At 63.1% G+C, this 14,057-nt stretch carries 15 protein-coding genes; 4 read left to right on the forward strand and 11 right to left on the reverse strand.

Features of this window, described 5'->3' with window-relative positions; translation table 11 throughout:
- The first annotated feature begins 1 nt into the window (after position 1).
- Together EUB48_RS04745 and EUB48_RS04750 are read left to right on the forward strand one after the other, a co-directional pair.
- Positions 2 to 424 carry a BLUF domain-containing protein gene (locus tag EUB48_RS04745; RefSeq protein WP_142817847.1) on the forward strand — a complete coding sequence of 141 codons (423 nt, stop codon included), beginning with the start codon at positions 2 to 4 and terminating at the stop codon, positions 422 to 424.
- A gap of 52 nt (positions 425 to 476) precedes the next feature.
- Positions 477 to 1,304 carry a DUF429 domain-containing protein gene (locus tag EUB48_RS04750; RefSeq protein WP_142817848.1) on the forward strand — a complete coding sequence of 276 codons (828 nt, stop codon included), beginning with the start codon at positions 477 to 479 and terminating at the stop codon, positions 1,302 to 1,304.
- Here the strand turns inward: EUB48_RS04750 and EUB48_RS04755 are convergent.
- The 8 genes from EUB48_RS04755 to EUB48_RS04790 all read right to left on the reverse strand — a co-directional run bounded on the left by EUB48_RS04755 (position 1,250) and on the right by EUB48_RS04790 (position 8,528).
- A complete protein-coding gene (locus EUB48_RS04755) occupies positions 1,250 to 2,968 on the reverse strand; it encodes a SulP family inorganic anion transporter (RefSeq protein ID WP_142817849.1) in 1,719 nt (572 codons plus the stop codon). The genes EUB48_RS04750 and EUB48_RS04755 overlap by 55 nt on opposite strands.
- A gap of 42 nt (positions 2,969 to 3,010) precedes the next feature.
- A complete protein-coding gene (locus EUB48_RS04760; RefSeq protein ID WP_142817850.1) occupies positions 3,011 to 4,327 on the reverse strand; it encodes a sulfatase family protein in 1,317 nt (438 codons plus the stop codon).
- The gene (locus tag EUB48_RS04765) at positions 4,324 to 5,325 is read right to left on the reverse strand and encodes a Bug family tripartite tricarboxylate transporter substrate binding protein (RefSeq protein ID WP_244618332.1); all 1,002 of its coding nucleotides are present in this window, start codon (positions 5,323 to 5,325) and stop codon (positions 4,324 to 4,326) included. Before EUB48_RS04765 ends, EUB48_RS04760 begins: the two co-directional genes overlap by 4 nt.
- A 96-nt stretch (positions 5,326 to 5,421) precedes the next feature.
- On the reverse strand, positions 5,422 to 5,736 hold the full coding sequence (locus tag EUB48_RS04770; protein WP_142817851.1) for a BON domain-containing protein: 315 nt from the start codon (positions 5,734 to 5,736) through the stop codon (positions 5,422 to 5,424).
- A 102-nt stretch (positions 5,737 to 5,838) separates the two neighbouring features.
- A complete protein-coding gene (locus tag EUB48_RS04775; protein WP_142821093.1) occupies positions 5,839 to 6,384 on the reverse strand; it encodes a ferritin-like domain-containing protein in 546 nt (181 codons plus the stop codon).
- 65 nt (positions 6,385 to 6,449) lie between these two features.
- Positions 6,450 to 6,785 (reverse strand): hypothetical protein, encoded by a 336-nt coding sequence (locus EUB48_RS04780; RefSeq protein ID WP_142817852.1) that lies wholly within the window; start codon positions 6,783 to 6,785, stop codon positions 6,450 to 6,452.
- Positions 6,786 to 6,832: 47 nt separating this feature from the next.
- On the reverse strand, positions 6,833 to 6,997 hold the full coding sequence (locus tag EUB48_RS04785) for a DUF1328 domain-containing protein (protein WP_142817853.1): 165 nt from the start codon (positions 6,995 to 6,997) through the stop codon (positions 6,833 to 6,835).
- A gap of 181 nt (positions 6,998 to 7,178) precedes the next feature.
- Complete coding sequence (locus tag EUB48_RS04790) at positions 7,179 to 8,528, reverse strand: CHASE3 domain-containing protein (RefSeq protein WP_142817854.1); 1,350 nt, start codon at positions 8,526 to 8,528, stop codon at positions 7,179 to 7,181.
- Between the two features lie 71 nt (positions 8,529 to 8,599).
- Between EUB48_RS04790 and EUB48_RS04795 the strand changes: the two genes are divergently transcribed.
- A complete protein-coding gene (locus EUB48_RS04795; RefSeq protein WP_142817855.1) occupies positions 8,600 to 9,232 on the forward strand; it encodes a response regulator in 633 nt (210 codons plus the stop codon).
- Here EUB48_RS04795 and EUB48_RS04800 read toward each other — a convergent pair.
- Positions 9,222 to 9,617 (reverse strand): response regulator, encoded by a 396-nt coding sequence (locus tag EUB48_RS04800; protein ID WP_142817856.1) that lies wholly within the window; start codon positions 9,615 to 9,617, stop codon positions 9,222 to 9,224. The genes EUB48_RS04795 and EUB48_RS04800 overlap by 11 nt on opposite strands.
- A gap of 273 nt (positions 9,618 to 9,890) precedes the next feature.
- Here EUB48_RS04800 and EUB48_RS04805 point away from each other — a divergent pair, with 273 nt between their 5' ends.
- A complete protein-coding gene (locus EUB48_RS04805) occupies positions 9,891 to 11,828 on the forward strand; it encodes an AsmA family protein (RefSeq protein ID WP_142817857.1) in 1,938 nt (645 codons plus the stop codon).
- A gap of 24 nt (positions 11,829 to 11,852) precedes the next feature.
- On the opposite strand, the gene EUB48_RS04810 is transcribed toward EUB48_RS04805, so the two are convergent.
- The gene (locus EUB48_RS04810; RefSeq protein WP_142817858.1) at positions 11,853 to 12,608 is read right to left on the reverse strand and encodes a HesA/MoeB/ThiF family protein; all 756 of its coding nucleotides are present in this window, start codon (positions 12,606 to 12,608) and stop codon (positions 11,853 to 11,855) included.
- Positions 12,605 to 14,041, reverse strand: a complete 1,437-nt coding sequence (locus tag EUB48_RS04815) for a S41 family peptidase (protein ID WP_142817859.1) — start codon at positions 14,039 to 14,041, stop codon at positions 12,605 to 12,607. The genes EUB48_RS04810 and EUB48_RS04815 overlap by 4 nt, the downstream gene beginning before the upstream one ends.
- Between the last annotated feature and the right edge of the window lie 16 nt (positions 14,042 to 14,057).

Here is a 14,057-nt window from a genome sequence, read left to right on the forward strand (position 1 = left end):
CATGCTTGTACGTTTGCTTTATGCCAGCCGCGCGGTGGACCCGAGCCCCGGTGCCATCGAGTCGATCCTGACGCAGTCGCGCCAGTACAACCCCACCAGCGGCATCACGGGCATCCTGTGCTACGGCGGCGGTGTCTTTCTGCAGGCCATCGAAGGCGGGCGCATGCAGGTGAACGAGTTGTACGGTCACATCCAGAAGGATCCGCGGCACAAGGACGTGGTGTTGCTGAACTACGAGGAAATTTCCGAACGGCGCTTCGGCGGCTGGACCATGGGGCAGGTCAACCTGTCCAAGATCAACACGAATATCCTGATGAAGTATTCCGAGAAGCCCGAGCTCGATCCATATGCGGTGTCGGGCACGGTGTCGCTGGCGTTGCTCGAAGAGCTGATGGCCACCGCCTCGATCTGCGGGCGCGCCTGAGCCGCAGGTTGTCCCGGGCTGGCGTTCGGCCCCACGCGCTGCCCCCGCGGTCATGCCTGACTTTCATCTGATCGGCTGCGACTTCACGAGCCGCCCGACCCGTCGAAAACCCATCGTTTTAGCCCTGGGGTCCTTATCGGGCGGACGCATTGTGCTATCAAAACTGGAGCGACTCGACTCGCTCGATGCGTTTGGCCTGTGGTTGTGCCAGCCCCATGCCTGGATTGGCGCGTTTGATTTCCCGTTTGGCTTGCCGCGTGCGCTGGTCGAACAGCTCGGCTGGCCGACGCAATGGGACGCCTGCATGCGTCACTACGCCAGTCTGAGCCGCGAAGCCATCCGCGCCACCTTCGCCGCCTTTTGCGATGCGCGGCCCGCGGGCGCCAAATTCGCGCACCGCAAGACAGATGGGCCGGCCGGTTCGAGTCCGTCCATGAAGTGGGTCAATCCGCCCGTGGCCTTCATGCTGCATGCGGGCGTGCCCCGCCTGCTGGGTGCCGGCGCGCACCTGCCCGGGCTGCACGAGGGCGACGTGGCGCGCGTGGCGCTGGAGGGCTATCCCGGCCTGCTCGCGCGTGAAGTTCTGGGCCGGCGCAGCTACAAGAGCGACACGGCGGCCAAACAGACGCCCGATCGGCTGATTGCGCGCAAGGACCTGATCACGGCGCTGGAGCACGGCCAGACCCGTCTGGGCCTGCGGCTCAAGCTGACTCATGCCCAGCGCGACGCCTTGGCCGATGACGCCAGCGGCGACTCGCTGGACGCCACGCTGTGTCTGCTGCAGGCCGCCTGGGCGCAGGTCCGGCATGAGCAGGGGGCGCCGCGTTACGGACTTCCCGTGGACCTCGACCCGCTCGAAGGCTGGATCGTGAGCGCCTGAACCGGGTTGGGCTGGCTCATCGCCAGCAGCAACTCGGCATCGGTCCGGTACAGCTTCAACCAGGGCCCTTCCTGAATTTCACCGGCCTGGCGCAGCACGGTCTCGACCGGTAGCTTGAGGCTGCTGATGTGAAGTGTGATGCCCTGGCCGGCCAGCATGTGGCGTACCTGGCGGAAGCGCTCTACCCCGGTGGCGTCAATGCGGTTGATGGGGTGCGCGAGCAGGCACACATGCTGGACCTCGTACGAGGCGGCCAGGTGCTCGACAATGGCGCGCTCGAATTCACTGGCCGACGCAAAGTCGAGCTCGGCGTCCATGCGCAGCGCATACACGTGCGGCGCCAGCGGCGGCAGTTTCCAGAGATGACGATCGCGCAAGCTGCCGTCCGGGTGCAGGCCGACTTCGATGATGCGCGGGTGCAGCCGCTGGTACAAGAAATGGCTCAGGCTCACGAGCAGCCCGGCAATCACCCCCCAGTACAGATTGGGCGCACTCAGCACCGTGATGGCAAAGGTGATGGCGGCGGTCAGGGCCTCGACGCGCGACACCCGCCACACCCGCGTAAAAGACGCCGGCTTGAGCAGGCCGTAGATGGCGGCCACCACCACGGCGGCCAATACCGATTGCGGCACCTGATGCAGCACTGGTGTCAGGAACAGCAGAGCCAGCAGCACCACGATCACCGACACGATGGTGGCCCAGCCGGTCCTGGCCCCGGCGTAGAGGTTCAGGGCCGAGCGCGAAAACGAGGAACTGGTGGGGAACGCCCCGCACAGTCCCGAGGCGAGCTTGGCCAGGCCCTGGCCGATCAGATCCTGGTTCTGGTTCCAGCGGTGGCCTTCGCGCTGGCTTTCCACCTTGGCGCTGGACGCGGTTTCCAGAAAACTCACCAGTGTGATCACCAGCACCGGAACCACAAGCTGGCCCAGGGCCGGCCAAGGCAGCAGCGATGGAATGTAGAGCGATGGCAGGCCCGAAGCCAGCGTGCCCACCACCCGGCCGCCGCCCGCTTCAAAGCCCGTGGCGGCGCTCAGCGCCGATGCGGCCAGCACCACCAGGACCACGGCCGGAAAACGCGGCACAAAGCGTTTGGCCAGTACCAGTGCAGCCAGACTGCCCAGGCCGAAAACCGCGGCCATTGCATGCAGGCCGGGTTGTGTGAATAGATGGCTCCAGCTACTTCTGAAGCCGAGCAGCGCCGGAATTTGTGAGGCCAAAATCAGCACCGCTGCGGCCTGGGTGAATCCCATGAGTACGGGCGAACTCACCACATTGAGCAGCCAGCCAAAGCGCACGCAGCCCAGCACCACCTGCAGCAGCCCTGACAGCAACGCCAGCCAGACGGCCAGGTTGATCCACTCGGCACTTCCAGGCATGGCCAAGCCCGTCAGCGAAGAAGCCACCAGCAGGCAGGTGAGCGCCGTGGGCCCGACCGACAACCGGGTGGACGAACTCCACAGCACGGCCACGAGCGCGGGCAGCATGGACGCGTAAATGCCGGTCACCAGTGGCATCCCCGCCAGTGCGGCATAGGCGACGCCTTGCGGGATCACCATCAGGCCGACGGTAACGCCGGCCCCGAGTTCGCTGCTCAGCGTATGGCGGTCGGGCCGGGGCCAGCCAAGGAAGGGAAACCAGCGGTGCAGGGGCGTGATGTTGACCATGTGCCGCCGATACTAACGTGGCCATTGCCCGGAGCACGAGCGTCAGCGCTGCGGCATGTCCTTGTAGGAATAACCCAGGCTGACGGTGGCGTCCGCGGGAATCGGCGGCATGCTTGCCTCCCAGGCCTGCCAGGCCGCGCGCATGGCGTCCAGGCGCGCCGGCTCCAGCCTGGCGCAGTTGGCGCGTTCGCGCTCGTCGGCCGGAATGTTGAACAGGTAGTCGTTGCCGTCCACCGACAGGTATTTCCAGTCGCCATCGCGCAACGCGCGCTGGCCGCGGTGGTTCATGCGCCAATGCAGCGGGCGATGAAAGCTGTGACTGGCATCGCGCAGTACCGGCAGCAGCGACACACCATCGAGCGGGTAGTCGGGGTGCGCGCGGGCGCCGGCCGCATCGAGCATGGTGGCCGACCAGTCCATGGTCATGCAGTGCTGCACGCTCTCGCTGCCCGGCTTGATCGTGGCCGGCCAGTGCGCGATCCACGGCACGCGAATGCCGCCTTCGGTCAGGTCCATCTTGCCGCCGACCAGCGGCCAGTTGTCGGAGAAGCGTTCGCCGCCGTTGTCGCTGGTGAAGACCACCAGCGTGTTGTCGGCCACGCCGTGCTTTTGCAGCGCCGCCATGAGCCAGCCGATGCCCTCGTCCATGTGGTGGATCATGCGGCGGTAGATGTGGATGTTGCCGCCGGCCAGATCGAACAGGTTGTCCTTGATGGCGGGCGCCTTGGCCGCGTCGTCACGCGTCTCCCACGGCCAGTGCGGCGCGGTGTAGTGCAGGCTGAGGAAGAAAGGCGCCGGTTGCTGCGCCATCCGCTCCACGTAATCGACCGCGCGGCGTGAGAGCAGGTCGGTCAGGTAGCCCTCGTGGTGCTGCTCTTCTTCGCCGAAACAGAGATCGTGATTCCCACTCGAATCGCAGTGGGTGAAGTAGTCGACGCCGCCCGAGGTCGGGCCGAAGAACTCTTCGTAGCCGGAGCGCAGCGGGCCGAAGTTCGGCAGGTAGCCCAGATGCCATTTGCCGATGAGGGCCGTTCGGTAGCCGGCGCCGCGCAGCAGCGAGGGCAAGGTCGGATGCTCGGGAGGCAGGCCCAGCGTGGCACTGCCGCGGCTCTTGCTGTTGATCGGCTCCTCGGCCGCGCCGCGCAGGCGGTACTGGTAGCGCGCCGTCATCAGTGCGAAGCGCGTGGGCGAGCACACGGGCGAGTTCGCGTAGCCCTGGGTGAACTTGAGGCCTTTTGCGGCGAGGCCGTCGAGCACGGGCGAGACGGGGCCGAACACGGCGTCCCGCCCGCCATAGCAGCCCAGGTCGGCATAGCCGAGATCGTCTGCGACGATGAAGATGATGTTGGGTTGTTTCATTCGACTTTCATCCCGGTGGTGCGGATGATCTGGGCGTAGTGCGCGGAGACGTCTGCCAGGCGCTTGGCCGCCGCCGCGCCCGTGGCACCGTCGGGCTGGAGGTCCAGCGTGTTCAGGCGCGCCTGCATGTCGGGGCGCGCGAATGCATCGGTGAAGGCCCGCTGCAGGATTTGCACCACGGGCTCGGGGGTGGCTGCGGGAACCATGGCGACATACAGCACCTCTTGCCCCAATTCCTTGAATCCCGCCTCGGCGACGGTCGGTATATTGGGCGCCAGCCTGGAGCGCTGCTGGCTGGTGACGGCCAGCGCGGTGACTTTGCCGGCCTTGACGTAAGGCAACATGCCAGGTGTGGCCAACACGCCGCCGTCCACCTCTCCCGAGAGCACGGCGGTGACGGCGGGCGTATTACCTTTGTAGGGAATGTGATTGAGCCTGGCCTTGGTCACCTCGGTGAACAGTTGTACCGCCAGATGTCCCGGGCTGCCGCTGCCCGCCGAACCGAAGTTCAGCGTTTTGGCCTTGGCCTGGGCCACGAGATCATTCATCGATTTGATGCCGGTCGACGGGTTGACGCCTACCAGCAGGCCGGAGGAGGCCATGATCATCAGTGGCTTCAGATCGCCGGGCTTGAAGGGCATGTTCTTGTAGATGTGCGGATTGACCGTGAACGTGGTGTCGATGCCGAACATCACGGTGTAGCCATCCGGCCGGCTCTTGGCCACATAGTCGGCGCCCAGATTGCCGCCGGCCCCGGGTTTGTTTTCAACCACAAACGATTGCTTCAGGCTGGTTTGCAGGATGCTGGCCACCGAGCGCGCCAGAATATCCGCCGGGCCCCCGGGCGGGAAAGCGTTGACGAACGTCACCGGTTTGGCGGCGGGATACGTGCCTTGCGCAAGAGCGGGGGTGGCGCTCAGGCCCAGTGTGAAGATCAGAGCCATGCCGCCGAGGGCGGCAAGCGGTTGGCGACGGGTCAGTTGGCGGTGGATGGACATGGAGGAAACCCTTCTCGGGAGAGATTGTAAAAAAGCCGGCTGCGGGACATTGTCCCGCAGCCGGCTTTTTTTACTGGCAGCGCCAGAATGACTGCGTCAAGGCCGCACGACGATACTGTCGTGTACGCCCTTCACACCGTTGACGCCGCGCGCGATGCTCACGGCCCGGTCTTTTTCGGCGCTCGATTTGGCAAAGCCAGAGAGCTGAACGGTGCCATTCAATGTCTCGACACTGATGGCGGTGGCGTCCACGGTTTTATCTCCGACGAATTTGGCCTTCACCTGTGTGGTGATGGTTGCATCATCCACATACGACCCTACGGTTTCCTGGCCGCGCGAGACAGCGCAGCCCATGGTGACGGCCGTGATCCCGGTCAGGGCGGCAAATGCAAGTGCGCGAGCGTATTTCATGATGATTCCTTCAAGTGGATAGTTGTGATTTGGTGCTGTCGTTGAAAAGCTCGCCAATTTGCGGCACCACGCCAACCAGCTTGCACAATAAAGATGGAAGGATCAGATCGCGAGCCAGTCCTTGAGCTCATTCGCGTGCTCTTCTTCCTGGGCCAGGATACTTTCCAGCATTCTGCGGGTGGTCGGATCCTTGTCAGCCAGCAGGCTGATCATCTGGGTGTAGCTCTCTATCGCAATCCGCTCCGCGACCAGGTTCGCCCGAACCATGGTTTTGAGATCTTTTGATTCGTCGTACGCGGCATGGCTGCGCTGCCTGAGCGTGTCGGGCGAAAAATCGGGATCACCGCCAAGCTGAACAATGCGTTGCGCCAGCAGGTCGCCGTGCGCAGCTTCTTCGTTGGCGTGTACCAGGAATTCTTCTGCAATCTTCGCCGACGCCAGGCCCACGGCCGTGAAATAGTGACGCTTGTAGCGCAACACGCACACGAGCTCGGTGGCCAGCGCGTCATTCAGCAATTTGACGATGGCATCGCGATGCGGGCCATAGCTGGGAGTGACGGCGCCGTCCTCCAGGTTTTGCGCGGCCTGCTTCAGCGCCTTTTCATCCAGCACAAGACTGTCGCTGGTTCCGGGTTTGATATTTTGCATTCCATTTCCTTTCGGGCATTGTTTGCTATTGCCGGCCCGCAGCGCGAACCAGAGACCCCATCCGTTCACCTGCCATTGCGATGCCGCACAGAGAGCAGCAGTGTGGCAATGGCCGCACCTGCTGCGGCTGCGATCAATAGGGACTTCATGGGTTGGTTCGCCACGTACTCCCCCGTGCTGTCGGCGTAGCGCGCCAAAGTTTTTTGTGCTTTGGCTCCGGCGTCGGATGCGGCATCCATGCCGCGCCGGGCGAACCGCTGTGCCTGGTCGAGTGACTCGTCGGCAAAGTTGCGGGTTGTGTCGTAAGCCTGCTCTGCTGATTTCAGCACGTGGCTCGCCAGGTGATGCGCCGTCTCTCCCTGCTCGCGCAGGGTGCTGGTTTTTGAGGTGTCGATGGTCATGATCTGGTTCCTTATGAAGGGAGGGTTGAATGGTGGTGTTGGCGCGGCTAGCCCTTTTTAAGCAGCCCTACCACGAAGCTGACGATGGCCATGATGACGAAAATGAAGAACAGAATCTTGGCAATCTCGACAGCCCCGGCGACGATGCCACCAAAGCCAAAAATGGCGGCGATCAATGCAATCACCAGGAATACAACGGCATAGTGCAACATACGGATCTCCTTGCTGGGCGGTACCCATTTGATGAGGTGGCCACTATCGAGCCACCTGCAGCAAGGTTAAAACGGGAGTGAGCCGTTGTTCATCGGCGGGAGGCTTGAGCGGTTGTCAGCGACCGCGTTGAGGCGTTGTAGGAATCCACTGACACAGGAGGGCGCCTTTATCGAACGCGGGTCAGCCCGCGTTGGCGCCCTTGGGCAAGACGGCGGAGATACAGGTGCCCCTGCCGATACGGGAAGTCACCGTGAGGCGCCCGCCGCTGGCTTCAACCCGGTGCCGCATGCCGATGAGCCCATGGCTCGAGAGGCGGGCCTGGGTCGTGTCAAACCCCTTGCCGTCATCCTTGACCTCTACGCTGATGTAACTATCGAAGTTCTGCAGGCTGATGGTGACGTGCTGGGCCTGTGCATACTTGCCAATATTGGTCAGCGACTCCTGAAGCAGCCGATAGATCGTGAGTTGTGCCGCACCCCCCAGTTCGACCGCCTCGAGATCCGTGGTGACAGTGAGTCCCGCTCTTTCACCAAATTCCTGCGCCAGAATTTCGAGCGAAGCCACCAGACCCAGGTGGGACAGCGACGAGGGGCGCAAGTCTTCGATGATGCGGCGCGACAGTGCGATGCCGCTGTTGAGCGTGTCGGTCAGGTGTTGCAGGCGCTCGGCGGCTTCTGGTGAGGCATTGGCCTGTCTGGATTTGAGCCTTGCCACGTCCAGTTTGGCCGCAGTCAGCAGCGAGCCGAGTTCGTCGTGCAGTTCGCGGGCCAGATGGCCGCGCTCTTCCTCGCGCACCTGCTGCAAGTGGGTGGCCAGCGCTGCCAGGCTCTCGGTGCGCTCACGAACCTGCCGTTCGAGCTGGTCGCGCTCCCTCTTCAGGGATTCCTGTTCGCGCTGCCCGGCGGCCCGCAGGGCATTGCTTTGCAGCAGGTACATGTAGAACGCCAGCAAGCCGCTCATGGCCACGAGCGCAATGCCGATGCGCGACAGCTGCAGTGCCCGCACCACCTGATCCTGATTGACGCTCATCTTGCGCGCGCTCTGTGCAATCAATTTCGAGGTCTGGTCGCGGATGGCGTCCATCTGTTCCTTGCCCACATCGGTGAGCAGCACGGCTTTCCAGCCATCCTCCTGACCCTGCTTGCGCATGCGTACGCTCACAGCCATCTCGGCCATCTTGCCGGAGACGTCCTGCGACAGACGGCTGAATTCGGTGAGCTCGCCAGGGTCGGACGCGTAGAGCTCGCGCAGGCTGCCCAGATTCTGGTTGACCTCGGTCAGGGCGGACTCATAGGGCGCCAGGTATTTAGGGTCTCCTGTGAGCAGAAAGCCGCGCTGCCCCGTTTCTGCATTCAGCATGAGCTTGAGCAGTGTGGTGAGTTCGGTTCGGATGCTCTGCGCTTGCGCCATGTCCTGCATCGCGGCGGCGGACCGCTTGTAGCCTGCTTCATTGATACCAATCAGCAGGCATGCCGCCAGCACCGCAAGGGGCAGGCTGATCGTCATCTTGGGCATTACAAACCATCGCATAAGGGTCTCCAGTGAATACCGAGGATAAATCGTGAATAATCAGTGCAGCAACCTCACTGAAAGACACCGAGATGATCAAGATTGGAATTGTCGATGACCATGCCATTGTGCGGTCAGGGCTGCGGCAGTTCTTTTCCGACCACGTGGACCTGCGGGTGGTGGGAGAGGCTGCCAGCGGGCGTGAAGCCATCGATCTGGTGCGCACCACCGAAATCGATGTGCTGGTGATGGACCTGTCCATGCCCGGACAGAGCGGCATAGACGCGCTGGCCATGATCCGTGCCAAAGCGCCGGATGTTGGTGTGCTGATATTGAGCGGCTATCCCGAGGAGCATTACGCCTTGAACCTTATTCGCCAGGGCGCCAGCGGCTACCTCAACAAGCAGTGCGACCCGCTGGAAATTGTCAATGCCATACGCACCATAGCGCTGGGCCGGCGCTATATCTCGCCCTCGGTGGCAGAGCTGCTGGCGCAGCAACTCAACCACAAGAACGACACCGCACCCCACGAGCAACTCTCGGAGCGAGAATTTCAGGTATTTCTGAAGCTGGCCAAGGGTGAAACAGCGGGTGACATCGCCAAGGCGCTGTCCTTGAGTGTCAAAACCGTCAGCACTTATCGCACCCGCCTGATGGAAAAAATGAATCTTTCGTCCAACAGCGATCTGACCTACTACGCGCTGAAAAACAAGCTTATTGATTGAGCGGTGCACCGGCTGGTGAGCCCATGCCGGCGCAAAATTCAATCAGGGCGTCGATTTCGTTGGACTTGTCAAAAACCGCGTCAACGCCCAGTTGGGCGCAGCGCTTGCGAATGTCGCGCGTGGCGTAGTTGGTGAGAACCACGACTTTCTGGCTCGATCGGCGATTGCGGCAGGCTTCCAGTACGCGAAGGCCGCTGCCTTGCCGCAGAAACAGATCCACGATGGCCAGATCCCACGCCTGGTCGTTCTCGGTCAACCATGCCTTGCCTTCATCCTCCGTCTCGGAAAATCCAACGGCTTTGACGCCCGCCAGCTCTTCCAGCGTAGCCACCAAATTTTCGCGGATGGTCGCGTTGTCCTCAACGATATAGGTTCTCGACGACACGGTAGGGTCTATTCAGGGTTTTGCGGCGGAGGGTGTCCACGGATTGGATCGAAGTTGTGCTGCTGCTGCCGATTGGAAATGTACCGTGTTCCCGGGGTTCACGATGCCAGCCATGGGGTCGGCTTTATGTAGGACGACTCCTACGCGCTGCATCTATCGGTGTTGACTGACATGGGCCGGTGAAAGTCGCTGACTGCCGGTGGACGCGTTGCACAGCATATTAGGGCGAAACAACCAAGCGCCGCAACACATGCTTTGCGCGCGAGAGGCACTATGAAAATTTCGTTCAAATCCCCGTGGATCCGCTGGCCCGCCTGGCTGGCGTCGATCCTGATTGTGCTGGCAGGCATGGCGGCTTTCTTCCCGTGGGATCTGCTGCGCGGCCCGCTCAACCACTATGTCAGTGACCTCACGGGGCGCCGGTTCGAGATCACGCAGCGCCTCGATGTGCGACTGGGGCTGACGACACGTGTTATCGCCGAAGGGGTCGAATTCACCAACCCCGCATGGGCGCACGATCCTTATCTGCTCAAGGCCGAGGCGGCCCAATTCGATATCAGGCTCTGGCCCTTGCTGCATGGCAAGCTTGTGCTCCCGCTGGTGAGTTTGCGCAAGCCTCAGCTGTCGCTTCAGATCGAGCCCGACGGCCGGCGGACCTGGGCATTGGGCAAAGACACTTCCGACCGGAGCACCGTTCCCGAGATCGGTCTGCTGCACGTGGACAACGGGACCGTGCACTATGTCGACAGTGCCCAGGGCGCCGACATTGCGGTTGACTTCGGCATGGACGCCACGTCGGATCCCGCCTTGCCGCTGTCTTACTCGGCACGCGGGGTGCTGAAGAAACAGGCCTTCACGGCGCGTGGGCGCACCGGCAGCGTCCTGCAATTGAGCTCGGCCGTGCAGCAGCCCTTCCCCGTCGAGGTTCAAGCCACCGCGGGCCGGACGAGCCTGAAGGCCAGCGGCTCGATCGCTGGCCTGGCCACGCTCGCGAGCGTGGATGCCACGTTCGACATTCGCGGCCGCAGCCTCGCAGAACTCTATACCTTGCTCGGCGTGGTATTGCCCCACACCCCGCCCTACGCGCTGCGCGGAAATTTGCGCAAGCAGGGCGACGTGTGGGCGGTCGGCAAGATACAGGGGCGTTTGGGCCGGTCGGACCTGTCGGGCGACATGAGTTACGACCGCAGCAGGGCGATTCCCATGCTGACCGGAAAACTGCAGTCCAGGGAGCTGGATTTTGATGACCTCGGGCCGTTGATCGGTGCGTCTGCCACGCCGGATGCGGGCGCCCCCACGCCGCTCGCCCGGCCCGGGCACAAGGTGCTGCCCGACAGCGCGCTGGATTTCGGGCGCTTGAAGGTCATGGATGCCGACGTCTGGTACGCCGCCTCCGACATCCGGCACATCAAGGCGTTGCCGCTGGACAAGATGAGTGTTCATGTCCGGCTCGCCAACGGCGTGCTGCAGATGGACCCCCTGAATTTAGGGGTGGCGGGCGGCCAGCTGGCCGGGAACATCAGGATCGATGCGAACGCCGCGCCTGCCTCTGTGAGTGCGCAACTGCAGGCGCGCGCGCTTCAGCTCAACCGCTTGTTTCCCACCATCGAGCTCACCAAAGGCAGCCTCGGCAAGCTGCATGGACGAGTGGATCTGCAAGGGCGTGGCAATTCGACGGCGCAGGTGCTTGGCTCGGCGTCCGGCAGCGTGGCGCTGCTTATGGGCAAGGGCCAGATCAGCCGCCTGTTACTGGCGGAGCTGGGACTGGATGGCGGGAAGATCATCAAATTTCTGGTCGTGGGGGACAAGCCTGTGCTGCTGCGTTGCGCGGCGGCGGCGTTCGATGTCAAAAACGGATTGATGACCAGCCGATCGATCGTGCTCGATACCTCGACCACGGTGATCAACGGCAGCGGAACCATCAATCTGGCGGATGAGACGCTGGATATCGTACTCAAGCCCGAGCCCAAGGACAGAAGCATTCTCAGCTTGCGTTCACCGCTCAAGATCACTGGCAGCTTTGACGCGCCATCCGCCGGTCCAGACAAGGCTGCGCTGGGCGGGCGGGCCGGGATCACCCTGGCATTGGGCGCCATCAACCCCTTGCTGGCACTGGCTGCCACGGTGGAAACCGGGCCGGGCAAGGATGCGGATTGTGCGCAGGTACTGGCGCAGGCCACTGCCCCCAGACCACCGGGGCGCACCCCATAGCCGTCTGGTTCGACCTGCGGCGCTTCAGGAGGTGTGGGCGCCGCAGACGCTGCATGCCGCATTGCGCGGCACCTGCATCCCGCTCCATTCCATCGAGCGTGCATCCAGCATCAAAAGCCGGCCGGTGAGCGGCTGGCCCGCATGGCTCAGCAGTTTCAGGGCCTCGGCCGCCTGCATGGCGCCGACGATGCCGACCAGCGGCGCAAAGACCCCCATGGTGGCGCAGCGTGCTTCTTCAAAGTTCGTATCGGGCGGGAAGATGCACGCATAGCACGGCGATTGCTCATCGCGTGGGTCATACACCGTGAGCTGGCCGTCAAACCGGATGGCGGCGCCTGAGACCAGCGGCTTGCGATGCGCGACGCAGGCCGCGTTCACGGCGTGCCGGGTGGCGAAGTTGTCGCAGCAGTCCAGCACGACGTCGGCTCGGGCCACCAGTTCGGACAGCAGGCCCGCGTCGGCGCGCGCCTGGATCGGCGTCACGGTCACTTCCGGATTGATTGCCGCCACGGATTGCATCGCCGATTGCACCTTGGCCATGCCGATGCGCGCGGTGCTGTGGGCGATCTGCCGCTGCAGGTTGGTCAGATCCACCGAGTCGTCATCGACGAGGGTGATGTGGCCCACGCCTGCCGACGCGAGATACAGCGCCGCGGGAGAGCCGAGGCCGCCCGCACCGATGATCAGCGCATGCGCCGCCAGCAGCCGCTGCTGCCCCTCGATGCCGATCTCGTCGAGCAGGATGTGGCGCGAATAGCGCAGCAGCTGGTCGTCGGTCAATTCTCTTTCTTCTCTTCCTTGCGCTCGGTCATGGTCTTGCTGACCATGACGGGGCGGCCCTTGAGCTGATTCAGCGCCTGGACGAGCTGGAAGTCCTTGTCGCTGCCGAGTTCGGGCACTTTTTGCTCCGCCTGCGGCTTGAGCATTTCGAGCTCCAGTTCCTTGCGCGCCTCATCGCGGGCTTTCTCGCGGGCCGGATCCTTGACCTCGGGCCCCTGGCCGCTGTTGAGGTGGTGGTCCAGATCGGCTTCGCGGGTGCGCAGGGCGGCGAAGAGGTTGCCTTTTTCGGTCTCGTCGACCAGCACATCGGGCACGATGCCCTTGGCCTGAATCGAGCGGCCGCTAGGCGTGTAGTAGCGGGCGGTCGTGAGTTTCAAGCCGGTGTCCGGCCCGAGCGGGCGCACCGTCTGCACCGAGCCCTTGCCAAAGGTCTGGCTGCCCATGATGGTGGCCCGCTTGTAATCCTGCAGGGCGCCCGACACGATCTCGCTGGCGGAGGCCGTGCCTTCATTGACCAGCACCACCAGCGGCACGGTTTTCAGTGCGGCGGGCAGGCCCTTGAGGGGGTCCGCACCGCTGCGCCGCTGGTAAAACTCGGGCGCCGCCTTGTACGTGAAATTGCTCTCCGGCAACTGGCCCTTGGTTGACACCACGGTCACGTTGTCGGGCAGAAAGGCCGCCGAAATGGCCACCGCGGAATCCAGTAAACCACCAGGGTCATTGCGCAAATCCAGCACCAGCCCCTTGAGGTTGGGATCCTGTTTGTAGATTTCCGTGACCTTGCGCGCGAAGTCGTCGACCGTGCGATCCTGGAACTGGCTCAGACGGATCCAGGCATAGCCGGGCTCGACCACCCTGCCGCGCACCGACTGCGTCTGGATTTCTTCGCGCGTGATGGTCACGACGAAGGTACGGCTCTCATCCTTGCGGAAGATGGTGAGGGTGACCTTGGTGTTGGGCTGGCCGCGCATTTTCTTGACGGCGTCGCTCAGCGACAGGCCCTTGACGGCGGTGTCGTCGATCTTGGTGATCAGATCATTCGGTTTGATCCCGGCGCGGTAGGCCGGCGTCCCCTCGATGGGCGAGACCACCTTGACGAGGCCGTCTTCCTGGGTGATCTCGATGCCCACGCCGACAAACTTTCCGCTCGTTCCTTCACGGAATTCCTTGAACGATTTCTTGTCGAAATACTCCGAATGGGGGTCGAGTCCGGAAACCATGCCCGAAATGGCATTGGAAATCAGCTTCTTCTCATCCACCGGCTCCACGTAGTCGGTCTTGATCATGCCGAATACCGAGGCCAATTGCTGCAACTCTTCGAGCGGCAGCGGCGCCAGCGAGCCGCGGGCGACCGTTTGCAGTGAAACGGTGGTCAACGCCCCCGTTATGGCGCCAATCGAAATCCAGCCCGCAATTTTCAGTTTATGACGCATAGAAAAAACACCTTTA

Origin of the sequence: Rhodoferax sediminis, assembly GCF_006970865.1 — a bacterium.
In the GTDB taxonomy this organism is placed as follows: domain Bacteria; phylum Pseudomonadota; class Gammaproteobacteria; order Burkholderiales; family Burkholderiaceae_C; genus Rhodoferax_A; species Rhodoferax_A sediminis.